This window comes from Corynebacterium sp. MSK047 (genome assembly GCF_030232285.1).
GTDB classification, from domain to species: Bacteria; Actinomycetota; Actinomycetes; order Mycobacteriales; family Mycobacteriaceae; genus Corynebacterium; species Corynebacterium jeikeium_D.
The window spans coordinates 47,883-60,219 of sequence record NZ_JASPJI010000001.1 but is presented as its reverse complement, the minus strand read 5'-3'; the positions used below and the strand labels follow the sequence as shown (position 1 = coordinate 60,219).

Sequence of the window (12,337 nt, the reverse complement as noted above, 5' to 3'; positions counted from 1 at the left end):
GTGCTGGTGCAGCGATTAGGTTATTAAGGGTGGGCAGGCATTCAAAAGATTCAATGAACTCTGGCAACCAGCAACCTTTTCGCATCGCTGCGGGTTCCGACATAGGCGCGCATCTCGACGTACTGAAGAACTCGAACAGCGGCTCCCCTACCGGCCGGTTCCGGGCTGTCAATACCGCGAATCAACCCAACTCTGCAACCTCGGCTGCCCCAGCACGACATGCAGAGCCTGCCGCACATTCAAAACCAGCACCGGTACGGCAAAACGAACCTGCACAAGCCAAACCAAAACCGACGAAACCGCGGCACAACCCCACAAGAGCACGTCGCTTACTGGCCACAGTTCTCACAGTTGCCGGCATTGCCACTTTCCTCGCAGTGATTGGACTCTGGCCATCTGGCGAAGCTCCGAGCCCAGGGCCGGGATTCCTGCAGTCACAGACGTCAGCTGCAGAGACGGTCAAGGGAACCGTCGTAAAGCACAGCGTCAGCGCGTGCAATTCGCCTGACAACGGACGTGCCTTCGATGACCAGCCGCGGCCAGGGCTGACGGCCTCCCTCAACGACCCCGCGGCGCCGAAGTGCCAGCTCTCGGTCATTGAGCTGACCTCGGGCCCAGACGAGGGCAAGAAGACGCTTCTGGAGGCATCCGGCCTGCCCGGCGAGATTGAGCTGGAGGAGGGTGACAAGGTCGTCCTGGCAATTCACCGTCCAAACGCGGCCGGTACCGGAGCTGTCGACAATGGTGCCGTGCCGGATCCGGGGTTGATGACACCGGCTCCCGGCGTTGTTCCCGCGCCCGCCCCTGAGGGCGCAGAGGGTGAGCCTGCTCCTGATGCAGAGGCGCCGGCTCCAGCCCCGGAGCAGCAACCAACACCTGAATCCGGCGCAGAAGCACCCGCAGCTCCCGTGGCTCCCGAGGCTCCCGCGGCCGACACTAATGTCGTCGACCTCGCACCTCATCAGGTTGTCGACACCGCTAACATCGGAAACACCTACACCTTCCTGGACATGGATCGCACCACGACGATCTGGTTGTGGCTCGGCGCGGCAGTACTTCTCATCATCCTCGTCGGCATGACTCGCGGAGTCTTGAGCCTCATTGGTCTTGGCATCACGCTGGCCGCAGTGATGGGATTCCTCGTTCCGGCACTGCTACGCGGCGGCGATCCTGTGGTCTTAGCTATCACGGCGGGCGCGGCGATCCTCTTCCCGGTGCTCTTCCTCGTACATGGCATCAACTGGAAGTCAGCTTCCGCACTGGCGGGAACACTCACCACGATGGTGCTGGCGGCAGGCCTGGCCAACCTTGCAATCTCCACGTCACAGCTACGTGGTCTCGGCAACGAGGACAACCTACTCATTCAGCTTTACCTGCCTGACGTCTCCGTCACAGGTCTGCTTCTGGCGGGATTCATCATCGGCGCGTTGGGCGTGCTTAACGACGTCACCATCGCCCAGGCCTCGACCGTCCAGGAGCTTTACGAAGCAGCTCCGCGGTCGCGGCCTATGGAAGTCTTCCGCTCGGCAATGCGCGTCGGCCGCGACCACATCGCGTCGATGGTCTACACGCTGGTACTGGCGTACCTCGGCACCGCACTGCCGCTATCGATTTTGTTAAGCGTCTCCGACCGGCCGCTGATGCAGTCGTTGACATCCGATGTCGTGGCCACAGAGCTGCTGCGTTCCACCATCGGTGCGGTGGCTTTGGTACTCGCAGTGCCGATTACCACCCTCATCGCCGCCTATACCGTGGCCCCGGAGGGTATGAAGTTTCCGAAGCGCTCGAGGGCAGCTAGCATTTAGCCGCGGCCGAGGCAGGTGACATCCCAGCCTGCGGCACGCCACTGGTCGGCTGGCAGGCAGTTGCGGCCGTCGAGCACCGCTGCGCGTTTGACCAGCTTCTTCACAGCCACCGGGTCGATGTCGCGGAACTGCTGCCACTCGGTGGCGACGACAACCATCTCCGAGCCTTCCAGGGCCGCTTCGATGCTCGGTGCGTACTCCAAGGTCGGGAAATTCTTCTTGGCGTTCTCCATGGCCTGCGGGTCGTAAACGCTTACCGAAGCGCCTGCCAACGACAGCGAACCGGCAATCGACAGCGCCGGGGAGTCACGCACATCGTCAGAGTTCGGCTTGAAGGCCGCACCCAGCACGGTCACGGTGTGGCCGAGCAGCGAGCCGCCGAAGCTACCGCGTACCAGGTCAACGGTCTTTTCACGGCGACGCATGTTAATCGCATCGACCTCACGCAGGAAGGTCAGCGCCTGGTCAACGCCCAGCTCACCGGCACGGGCCATGAATGCGCGGATATCCTTCGGCAGGCAACCGCCGCCGAAGCCCAGACCCGCGTTGAGGAAGCGGCGGCCAATTCGGGCGTCCATACCGATGGCGTCGGCAAGCGTAGTGATATCCGCACCTGTGACCTCACAGATTTCAGAGACCGCGTTGATGAAGGAAATCTTGGTGGCGAGGAATGCGTTTGCCGACACCTTCACCAGCTCTGCGGTGGCGGTGTCCGCGACGATAAGCGGAGTCTCGCGCTCGAAGATAGGGCCGAAGCACTCGCGCAAACTGGCCTCGGCAATCGATTCGACCTCCTGACCCGCACCATTGAGGATCATGCCCGGCTTCTGGGTGCCCAGCACCACACGGTCCGGCTCCAGGGTGTCCTTTACCGCGAAGCCCTCGCGCAGGAACTCCGGGTTCCAGGCGATTTCGAGGCTGGTGTTCTTCAACTGCTCATCACCGGCTGCGGCGCGCTCACCAATCATTTTCGCAGCCAGCTCCTGCAGGCGCGGTGCGGTACCGACGGGCACAGTGGACTTACCAAACACTAGATGCTTGCCGACGACGCGCTTAGCCAATTCGGTAATGGCGGCGTCCACATAGAGAACATCGGCGGCGTACGAGCCCTTAACCTGCGGAGTTCCGACACCTACGAAGTGGACGTTCGCAAATTCAACGGCTTCGTCGTAGTTAGTGGTGAAACGTAGTCGCCCTGACTCAACGTGCTTCTTTAGCAGTTCGGGCAAGCCAGGCTCAAAGAAAGGAACTTGGCCTGCGGACAATGCCTCAATCTTGGCGGGATCAACATCTACGCCGAGAACCTCGTGGCCTAACTCCGCCATCGCCGCGGCATGAGTGGCGCCAAGGTAACCCGTACCAATAACCGTAATACGCATAAGGGCTATTATTTATCGAAAGATAAAAGGCCATCAAGCCGATTTAACCCTTAAATGGTGTGAACTAAAGGCCCATATTTAGGCTTTTCACCTGCGAAAACTCTTTATTGAACAATTGTTTCCATTTCTTCACCGAGAATTCACTCGGGGCTATTCACAATTCATTTATATTCCGAGTTCATATCCCGAGTTTCAGGTGCCTTATTCCTCATCGCGGAAGTTCAGGTACGCACGCGACGGGGTCGGGCCGCGCTGCCCCTGATACTTCGAACCGAGTTTGCCGGAGCCATACGGTACCTCCGCCGGGGAGGACATCTTAAACAGTGCCAGCTGGCCGACCTTCATGTTTGGCCACAGTGCGATGGGCAGATTGGCCACGTTGGAAAGCTCCAGCGTGATGTGGCCTGAAAAACCTGGGTCAATAAAGCCGGCGGTCGAGTGCGTTGCCAGGCCCAGACGCCCCAGCGAAGACTTACCTTCCAGGCGGCCTGCCAAGTGCGGAGGAATAGTGAAGTACTCCAGGGTCGATGCCAGGACGAACTCGCCCGGGTGAAGAATGAAGGGCTGCCCTTCTGGAACCTCGTGCGGGGATGTCAGCTCTTCCTGCGGCAACTTCGGATCGATGTGCGTGTACTGCGAGTTGTTAAAAACTCGGAAGAACTTGTCCAGACGCACGTCGATGGACGAAGGCTGAATCATCTTCGGGTCAAAAGGATCAATGCCGAGATGGCCGGAGCCTTCGGCATCGATAGCGGCACGAATATCACGATCTGAGAGCAACACATAGACCAGCTTAACCGCTCTGTAATACACAGCGTGTGCGGGTTACAGGATATGCCCGCACTGAATCCCCCGGGAAGGACTGGATAAGGTCCTACAAGGAGATCAGCGATTAACCCGAAAAGACGGACAGAGGGTCTTCAAGACCAATTTTTTCGACACGAATCGAGAGTGCTACATTGAAGTTACAGAGGGCGACTGATTGCCTGCATGCCACACCTACTGTGCCAATCCCGTGGCGTGCTTTTAATCATTCCGCCTACTGTGTGCCGATGTAGTTCAATGGTAGAACTCCTGCTTCCCAAGCAGGCGGCGCGGGTTCGATTCCCGTCATCGGCTCCGCCCAATGAGGCTCAGCGTCAAGCTGAGCCTCATTTTTGTTTCCGCTGCTTTTCAGCTACATCCCGCGGTGCCACAACAACCAAACAACTCCGATTAGCACATCCGAGTAACGCTCTTGCGCAGCACAACCTAAGCCTAAGTCGATGGCGCCGTATATCTCAGCCACCGCAACACTGCTTTGACACGACGGTTGTTATCTTCCGGTTGGAAGCCGAGCTTTAAAAACACATTCGCCACATGTTTACTCACAGCACCGGCGGTTAGCACCAAGCGTTTTTCCATTTCCTTATTACTAAGCCCCTGCGCCATCAGGTCCAGCACTTCGCGCTCACGTGGAGTCAGCTCGGCGATGCCGTCCTGCTTTGCGGCCAGTAGCGTCGCAACCACTTCAGAATCGACCACGGTACCGCCGCCACGCACTTCTTCCAGCGCCGCAACGAAGTGCTCGACATCCGAGACGCGTTCCTTAAGCAGGTACCCAAAGCCACTATGCTGCAGCAGGCGATCCAGGTAGCTGGCCGCCACGTATTGGCTGAGCACCACAACCGGCTGGTCGGGGTTGTCCTGGCGAAGCGTGGAGACCGCGAGCAGTCCGTCGTCACGCATGTTCGGCGGCATCCGAACATCGGTGACGATAACATCGAACGCCTGCCCTTCGGCGTTGGCGAGCAGCTGATCAGCATCGCCGACGGCGACGACCTCGTGCCCCAGTGCCCGCAGCAGGCCGGTCAGCCCCTCGCGCAGGAGTACGGAGTCCTCTGCCAGCAGTATTTTCATCGCGTCCTTCCTTGGCGAATCGGCAGTTCCAGCAGCAATTGGGCTCCACCGTCGGCGTTGGTGAGTTCCACGGTTCCACCGAGCGCTGCCGCCCGTTCGCGCAGGCCCGCAATGCCGGTTCCACTGTCATGCTTTACGACGTCTACAGCGTCTGCACTCGTTGGTTTTTCCAGGCCTTCGCCATTGTCGCGCACAGTGACCGTAAGCGTACCCAGATGGGACACGAGCGCCTTCTTCGGAGTCTGAACCGCGAGAGTGATATCAGCTCGATCGGCATGACCGTGCTTGGTGGCGTTGGTCAGCCCCTCCGCTGCGCTGTGGTAAGCGAGCAGCGCTGTGGTTTCATCAATCGGGCCGAAGTCGGAGACACCGTCCTCACGAACAGAAACCTCCATGCCAGAGTGCGCTGCCAATTCCTCTACTGCTGCGACTAGGCCATTTTCGAAAAGCACTGGCGGGGCAATGCCAAGCACCACGGAGCGCAGCTGCGCAAGAGCCTGCGTTGCATTGCGGTCGGCGGCGGAGAGCGCCTCGGCTACTTCTTCTTCAGTCTTACCCATGCGAGCAGCAGCGATGTTGAGTTTCAAGGCGGTCAGGTGTTGCTGCGGACCGTCGTGAAGCTCGCGCTCAATGCGACGGCGCTCGCCTGAGAAAGAGTCGATGAGCACATCGCGGGACTGGCTGACTTCCTCACTGGATGGTGCGAGGATGACGCGAGAGAGCCAAATGGACAGCAGGCCGGCACCGAGGTTGATGGCGATGGTCAGCACCAAAAAGACGATGGCGAAAACCCAGGCAACCCCGATTTTCTGTGTGGGGTCAGTCAGAGTCCAGCTGAAAAACTGCACTTCATCAACCAGGAATGGTGCAGCGAAGAGCACTCCGACAGTGAACCCGCCGCCGACCCACGCTATGAAGGTGACAAAGCCAATGGCCAACTGGACAAGCAGGTTGACGAAGTTGCGGATGTCGAACCAGCGATTGGTCACGCGGTTGGCGATTGGGGTGCCGGACCACGATGCTGCCCACCGGGAGAGCCAATCGGCACCGCGGCCAATGAGCGGAATCCAGGGCAGAAGAAAAGCGGAGACAATCAATCCCGGAATGAACAGCAGTCCGAGAATAAAACTCCAGGCCAGCGCGATTAAATTCTTTTTCTTTGTCATAGTTTCAAAGCTAAGTTGGCCCGTGTCCAAATACAGTGGAGCTAACTCCCCTAAATTCAGTCGAGCTGAATACGTCCCGGCTTCTTTTCGCCGATACCACGGTCGGCCAGTTCGTCATCAATGTACGTTGGCCGACCGACAATCAACCCAAGCACTGCTAGCACCACCGTGGTGCCAAGCAGCACGACCAGAATCGGTGTCCATGTTTCCGCGGTTCCGGCGGCCACGCCTACCAGGAAGGGGCCGACTGCGGAGAAGATGTAGCCGATTGGCTGCACGAAGCCGGACAGTCGCGCGGTCAGCTCGTGGCTGCGCGTGCGGCCCGGAATCAGTGCGATGGCCATGGGGAAACAAAAACCACCCACACCCAGCAGGAACGCAGCCCCAATCGCGTATCCAGCACCAGTTTCCGCCGTTCCCCGCTGGTCAATCAAAATCATCAACACATAACCGAGGAAGAAAAGGCAGCCGAGACCAAAGGCAACGTAGGACATGGTGCGGAGCCGTGCAATCAGCGGCGGCATCAGCAGCCCGCCGATGATGCCCAACCCTTGAACAATCATGGACGCTGCAGTGGCTATGTTTACGCTGATACCTGCGTCGATAAGCATTTTCGGCATCCAGCCCATGAGCACGTAGGCGTTCATCGACTGCACGCCGAAGAAAACTGCCAGTGCAATGGCTGTCGGTGACTTCCAGATTGGTGTGCTTGCCGAGGCACTGACCGGCGCCTTCGGGTAGTCGAATCCGATGCGTGCACGCAGCGGCAACCACACGACGAGCTGCACCAGGGCGGTGATTGCCCATGCGGCAAGCGCCCAGCGCCACATTTCGATACCACCTGCAGATGTCTCGGGAGAATCGCTAATCAAAAATGCCGTCGCCGGCCCCAGTCCACCGCCGAGGGCGAGCATGCTGGAGTACAGCATCATCAGCACGACCGTATGGCGACCGCCGTGCACCTTAATCCACGCAGGTAGCAGCACATTTCCCAGCGCAATGCCAGCAACCGACAACGCAGTAAACAACAGGAATAGCCAGATGCTGCTCACCCACGGGCGCACCGCAAGACCGACGAATAGCAACGCTGCAGACAGTGTGAGTGCGCCGCTTAAACCCATGCGCTTGCCGACGGACACCGCGGACAACCCAATCGCGAAAAACGCGAGCCCCGGAATGGCCGTAATCAGACCACCAAAGGCGGAGGATGCGCCGAGGTCGGAGAGGAGCTGATCGAGCACCGGACCGATCGACGCGATACTCGGTCGCAAGTTCAGCGCCGCAACGATTACGGCTATGACAAGGACGGGGACGCCGAGTGCAATGGCGTTCTTCGAGGACCCAGGAACTTTTGATTGAGGTTGCCCTGGATTTTGTTCTGCTGCCATAACAGTGGACGTTACCGCTTTCTGTTAATGACTCTCTATCTGATTCAAGCCGCTCGTTCGGAGTAGCTTTAAAGATTGACGTACTCGATGTCGCTGTTGTCCTATCCTGGACTACAGCGACATCTCTTTTTCTGTATCTATTGACAGTCTTTCGGCTATCTCTGACGTAAGGATTGAACTGAAAATGGTTGAACCGATTTCTGATTCCATGCTCATTGCCTATGACGGCTCCGACGAAGCCAAGCGGGCGCTGGCCTACGCCGGAAAACTGCTGCGCGTTAAGAAGGCCTACATTCTGACTGCCTGGGAGCCTCTACAGCGTGCTGCTGCTCGCACTGCTGGCGCCTCCGGCATGATGCAGCCCGACTGGGATGCCACTACTGAAGACGGCGATCCGGCACACGACGAGGCTGTTCGTATTTGCCGTGAGGGTGTGCAGATTGCCGCTGAGGCCGGCTTCGTCGCCGAGCCTTACTTGGTAGAGACCGAAACTACTATCTGGTCGGCCATCGTCGATGCAGCTCACGACCTCGATGCGGGCGTGATTATCTCCGGCACTCGCGGTGTGACTGGTTTGCGTGGTCTGTTTACCGCCTCGACCTCTGACGCGTTGCTGAAGAATGCTGGCCGCCCGGTCCTTGTCGTTCCGGGGGAAAAGGAATAATTTCTAGAAAATTTTTAAAAACTTACTTAGCTGATAGAAAATGGGTTAATCTCTCAACTAAGAAAACTCAATGACCGCTGAAACCACCCAAAATTCAAGGCAGGGAGAGATTCCCAGCTGTTCCACTGGTTTACAGATGTCACAGAGTGTAGTTTTATAAACAGTATTGACTTAATGCACACGAGGAGTCCTCAACATGGCATACGAAACTGATTCCGAGCAGCGTCGTAGCGTTGGCCCTGCCCTGGCCTCGGCGCTCATTGGCGCCCTTCTCGGTGGTGCCGCTATCTTCGGCATCGGCCAGGCTCTGACCGAAGACCGAATTCCGGAAGCACAGGCTGTTTCCACCGATGACGCTCTGCTTGGCGGTGTCGAGTACGGTCAGCGTTAAGCCCTTAACGCTAACCCTCCTTTAACGCTATGCCCACCTTTGTTCGAGCGCGTAAGCGCGTGCTTGTACCTTGGTGGGTTTTGCTGTGCCTGCTGGCATTCATCCAGTCCCCCGGCAAGACTGTCGCTGACACAAAGCACGACCTGACAGAAGACCCCATCGGGTTTTTGTCCGCCTCGCTCAACATGTGGTCAGACACCATGCCACTGGGACAGCTCCAAAACCAGGCATATGGCTATCTCTTTCCACAGGGCGCATTCTTCGCGCTGTTCAGCTTGCTGCCCGATGTCCTAGCGCCCGGCTGGATCATCCAGGCGCTGTGGTGGAGCCTTACTCTCTGCTTGGCTTTTACCGGCGCATATCGCGTGGCCGAAGCTATAGGCGTCGGCACGCATACCTCTCGCGTACTGGCGGCGTTGTTGTACGCGTTGTCGCCGCGCGTGATTACGACGTTGGGCGCGATTTCGTCCGAGACCTGGCCCGTAGCGCTGGCACCGTGGATTCTGCTTCCGCTCCTGCGGGTCGCGGCCCGGCGCGAGGAACTGCCCTGGCGTGCGACTGCCCGTGCCGTATTGCTGTCCGGTCTAGCGGTACTGTGCACTGGCGCGGTCAATGCGGTCAGTACAGCTGCGGCTTGCATCCCCGCAGGTCTGATGCTGATCTTCTTCGCTTTTACGGGGCCTCGCCGCGGGCGTGCGTGGGCGATGCTCGGCGGTTGGCTGGCTGCGTGTGCAGCGGTCAGCATGTGGTGGATCGTGCCGCTACTACTGCTGGGCAAGTACTCGCCACCGTTTACGGACTACATCGAGTCCTCCGGCGTGACCACTCGTTGGTTGAGTCTCGGCGAGACGCTCCGCGGCTCCACTTCGTGGACCCCGTTTGTCTCTTTCGAGCGAGTCGGCGGAAATGCTCTGGTCGCGGAGCCCATCCTCATTTACGCCACTCTGGCTGTGGCGGCGATTGGTCTGCTTGGCTTGGTCATGCGCTCACTGCCGCTGCGTCGGATGTGGCTGATGATGCTGCTGATCGGGCTTGTCATCGTGGCGGCCTGGACGGAGCCATTCGGGCTGGTGTGGGAATCGGCTCGAGAGGTGCTCGATTCCACGCTCGCAGCAGTACGCAACCTGCACAAATTCGACACAATTGTGCGCCTGCCACTTGTTATCGGCTTCGCTCATGCGACAGCCCAGCTGCCATGGCCGTGGCGAGAGCCGGCGAACGAGCACAAGAACGAGACGGCGAGCGATTCAGCAACCACTGGCTGGCAGCAGTGGCTGCACCCTGAGAAGCACCCGCGCGCTATCGCATCGATGCTGGTTCTGGTGGTTATCGCCAGTGCCACCGCACCTGCGTGGAGCGCCCGTCTCGCTCCGGCAGGCGGTTTTTCCGAGGTTCCGGGCTACTGGCACGAAGCGGCCGACTGGCTGAATGAGCAGGGCGAGGACACCCGCACGCTGGTGATGCCGTCATCTCCGTTTGCTGATCAGACATGGGGCAATACTCGCGACGAACCGCTCCAGCCGCTTGCCGACGTGCCCTGGGCCGTCCGCGATACCGTGCCGCTAGTACCCCCAGAGGCGATTCGCGGCCTCGATGGTCTGCGCAATTCGCTGACTCGGGGCCGCGAGGTACCGGCACTGGATGCCACCCTGCGCAACAATGGCATCGGCTATGTGCTGGTCCGCCACGACTTGAGAGTTACCTCGAGGGGCGATTCGCCGCGCGCCATCACCTCCACGCTGCAGGACTCCCCGACCATGGAAAAGGTGGCGGAGTTCACGGACGAGGACGGCCATACCGCTATCCAGATTTGGGGCGCGGGCCCGAAGGAGCTGCGCAATCACGCCCTTTCGCCGCGGTTGGTGGACACTACACAGGTGCCGCTGGTCGCCGGTGGTCCTGAAGTGCTCCCGCGGCTTGATGAGGTCGATTCCGATGCCCCGGTGCGCATCCTGTCCGGTAAGAACGCCGGCACTGTCACCGACACTCCCGCACGCCGCGGCCGCAACTATGGTGAAGTCGTCGGAGCGGAGTCGGCAATCCTGGCCGAAGACGAGGACTCATATGTCCGCAACCTCGTTCCGGACTACCCCGTCGCGGGACTGCCACTGACGCAGACAGCAACGGGTCGCGCCACAATTGAGGTTTCATCGTCGGCCTCTGAGCCATACAACGTCGGTGGTGCATCGGCTGACCACTCGGTCAACGCAATGCTCGACGGCGACACCTCTACCTGGTGGGAACCCCTGGCAGGCAAGAGTCAGGCTGAGTGGGTCAAGCTGTCGTGGAAGGAACCGACCGATAACGCAGTGCTCAGCCTGACCGGTGCTCGCGTTCCGGCGCAACTGCGCATCCAGACCGATACGGCTTCCAGCTCCGTACAGTTGGTCCCGGGTGAGACGACCCACATTCCGCTGCCCGGCGGCAAGACCACATCTGTGCGCATCACAGCAAAGATTGCTCCTGTAGGCTTTGCTATCTCCGAGCTAGGACTGGTGATTCCAAAGCGGGACACTGGCTTCGACGCATTCGAATCCAGCAACCCCGATTCCAATGGAGAGGCGGAACTTTCCGCCGAGGATATAGCGGAGGACCTCACCCCGGTTCGTGTCCCGGTGGTGCCGAATTCCTCGTCGCTGGCTCAGCGTTGGGTCTTCGGCCAGGAGATTCACGAGGGCACGCTGGTGCGCCTGTTCACCGTTCCGAAGCCGGTAAAGGTGAAGGTCGATGCTGATACCTGTCGCAGCAGCATCGGAGACCCGTGGGCCAGCCTCCAGCGAGGTGACGGTTCTGATCACCGTGAGCTGACCTGTGGTGAAGAGATTGAGCTCTCGCCGGGTCCATGGCGCATCGATGCCAAGTCCGATTGGGTATCGCTCACCTCGACTGACTACTTCGCGCCGTCAGCTGAGCAGCAGAAAGTCACGTCAATCGACCTGAACAATCCTATTGACGCTGCCGACCACGATCGCATCGTGTGGTTGCCAATCTCTGTCAATGCTGGCCACGAGCTTCGTGTCGGAGGTGCCGCCATGAAGCCGGTAACGGTCTCTGGTTGGCAGCAGGGTTGGACGATTCCGGCTGGAATTGGTGGTGCGGTCGAGCTGACCTATCCACCGCAGCAGACCTGGCGTACGGGCATCCTCGCAGGCGGCGCACTCGCAGCCGTGTACGCACTGGTCGCTGTGGGGCTGGCTTTCGCTTGGCGACGCTTCGCTCTCACCACCCCGATTCCCGCATCTTCGCTGAGCAATGACTTGCCGCGGGCGGCTATTGGTGTTGCGGCTGCCGCGACAGTGACGCTGGTATCCAGCTGGCCTGGCGTGGTCGTTGCCCTCGTGGTGGTTGCCGCTACCCTTGGTGCGGTTTTCTGGGCACGGAAGCGTGGGGACGTCGTCAAGCCATGGCTGAACGTGCGAAACGCACTAATTGTGGCGCTTGCTGCGACGATGTCGATTGCGGGCTTGGTGCTGGCGGCGAACCCATGGCCAAAGGATGACTACGCCGGTGCCGGCTGGCCGCTTCAGTTACTGCTGACGGCGGCGCTGACAATCGTGGCGTGCTGCTCGATGCTTTCCGGTAGCGGTGCTGATGACGACACCGACAGAGATGCTAGCGACACCGACAACACCGCTGATTAAAAGC

General features: G+C 59.6%; 9 protein-coding genes and 1 tRNA gene. 5 read left to right on the top strand and 5 right to left on the bottom strand.

All coding sequences use genetic code 11. From position 1 onward, the window contains the following. The first annotated feature begins 377 nt into the window (after positions 1-377). Positions 378-1,805 carry a YibE/F family protein gene (locus QP981_RS00205; protein ID WP_284857225.1) on the top strand — a complete coding sequence of 476 codons (1,428 nt, stop codon included), beginning with the start codon at positions 378-380 and terminating at the stop codon, positions 1,803-1,805. Here the strand turns inward: QP981_RS00205 and QP981_RS00200 are convergent. Continuing rightward, positions 1,802-3,184 (bottom strand): UDP-glucose dehydrogenase family protein, encoded by a 1,383-nt coding sequence (locus tag QP981_RS00200; protein WP_187404904.1) that lies wholly within the window; start codon positions 3,182-3,184, stop codon positions 1,802-1,804. The genes QP981_RS00205 and QP981_RS00200 overlap by 4 nt on opposite strands. Before the next feature lie 201 nt (positions 3,185-3,385). Continuing rightward, entirely contained in the window at positions 3,386-3,967 is a 582-nt protein-coding gene (dcd, locus tag QP981_RS00195) for a dCTP deaminase (RefSeq protein WP_005511764.1), read from the bottom strand. Between the two features lie 265 nt (positions 3,968-4,232). Between dcd and QP981_RS00190 the strand changes: the two genes are divergently transcribed. After that, a tRNA-Gly gene (locus tag QP981_RS00190) sits at positions 4,233-4,303 on the top strand. Positions 4,304-4,441: 138 nt separating this feature from the next. Here QP981_RS00190 and QP981_RS00185 read toward each other — a convergent pair. Genes QP981_RS00185 through QP981_RS00175 form a run of 3 tightly spaced genes read right to left on the bottom strand, consistent with a single transcriptional unit; the run spans position 4,442 to position 7,637 of the window. Further along, on the bottom strand, positions 4,442-5,083 hold the full coding sequence (locus QP981_RS00185) for a response regulator transcription factor (protein WP_284857227.1): 642 nt from the start codon (positions 5,081-5,083) through the stop codon (positions 4,442-4,444). After that, entirely contained in the window at positions 5,080-6,249 is a 1,170-nt protein-coding gene (locus QP981_RS00180) for a sensor histidine kinase (protein WP_284857228.1), read from the bottom strand. Before QP981_RS00180 ends, QP981_RS00185 begins: the two co-directional genes overlap by 4 nt. Positions 6,250-6,305: 56 nt before the next feature. Continuing rightward, positions 6,306-7,637: an MFS transporter gene (locus tag QP981_RS00175; RefSeq protein WP_284857229.1), complete on the bottom strand. Its 1,332-nt coding sequence runs from the start codon at positions 7,635-7,637 to the stop codon at positions 6,306-6,308. 184 nt (positions 7,638-7,821) lie between these two features. Between QP981_RS00175 and QP981_RS00170 the strand changes: the two genes are divergently transcribed. The 3 genes from QP981_RS00170 to QP981_RS00160 all read left to right on the top strand — a co-directional run bounded on the left by QP981_RS00170 (position 7,822) and on the right by QP981_RS00160 (position 12,333). Then, positions 7,822-8,301 (top strand): universal stress protein, encoded by a 480-nt coding sequence (locus QP981_RS00170; RefSeq protein ID WP_005510532.1) that lies wholly within the window; start codon positions 7,822-7,824, stop codon positions 8,299-8,301. A gap of 196 nt (positions 8,302-8,497) precedes the next feature. Continuing rightward, positions 8,498-8,692 (top strand): DUF2613 domain-containing protein, encoded by a 195-nt coding sequence (locus tag QP981_RS00165; RefSeq protein WP_005510537.1) that lies wholly within the window; start codon positions 8,498-8,500, stop codon positions 8,690-8,692. Positions 8,693-8,721: 29 nt separating this feature from the next. Next, positions 8,722-12,333: an alpha-(1->3)-arabinofuranosyltransferase domain-containing protein gene (locus QP981_RS00160; RefSeq protein WP_284857230.1), complete on the top strand. Its 3,612-nt coding sequence runs from the start codon at positions 8,722-8,724 to the stop codon at positions 12,331-12,333. Positions 12,334-12,337: the final 4 nt, after the last annotated feature.

Excerpts from the sequence above, each read along its gene's own strand:
- QP981_RS00200 (WP_187404904.1), bottom strand. The coding sequence starts at position 3,184 with ATGCGTATTACGGTTATTGGTACGGGTTACCTTGGCGCCACTCATGCC.
- QP981_RS00185 (WP_284857227.1), bottom strand. The coding sequence starts at position 5,083 with ATGAAAATACTGCTGGCAGAGGACTCCGTACTCCTGCGCGAGGGGCTG.
- QP981_RS00180 (WP_284857228.1), bottom strand. The coding sequence starts at position 6,249 with ATGACAAAGAAAAAGAATTTAATCGCGCTGGCCTGGAGTTTTATTCTC.
- QP981_RS00175 (WP_284857229.1), bottom strand. The coding sequence starts at position 7,637 with ATGGCAGCAGAACAAAATCCAGGGCAACCTCAATCAAAAGTTCCTGGG.
- QP981_RS00170 (WP_005510532.1), top strand. The coding sequence starts at position 7,822 with ATGGTTGAACCGATTTCTGATTCCATGCTCATTGCCTATGACGGCTCC.
- QP981_RS00165 (WP_005510537.1), top strand. The coding sequence starts at position 8,498 with ATGGCATACGAAACTGATTCCGAGCAGCGTCGTAGCGTTGGCCCTGCC.
- QP981_RS00160 (WP_284857230.1), top strand. The coding sequence starts at position 8,722 with ATGCCCACCTTTGTTCGAGCGCGTAAGCGCGTGCTTGTACCTTGGTGG.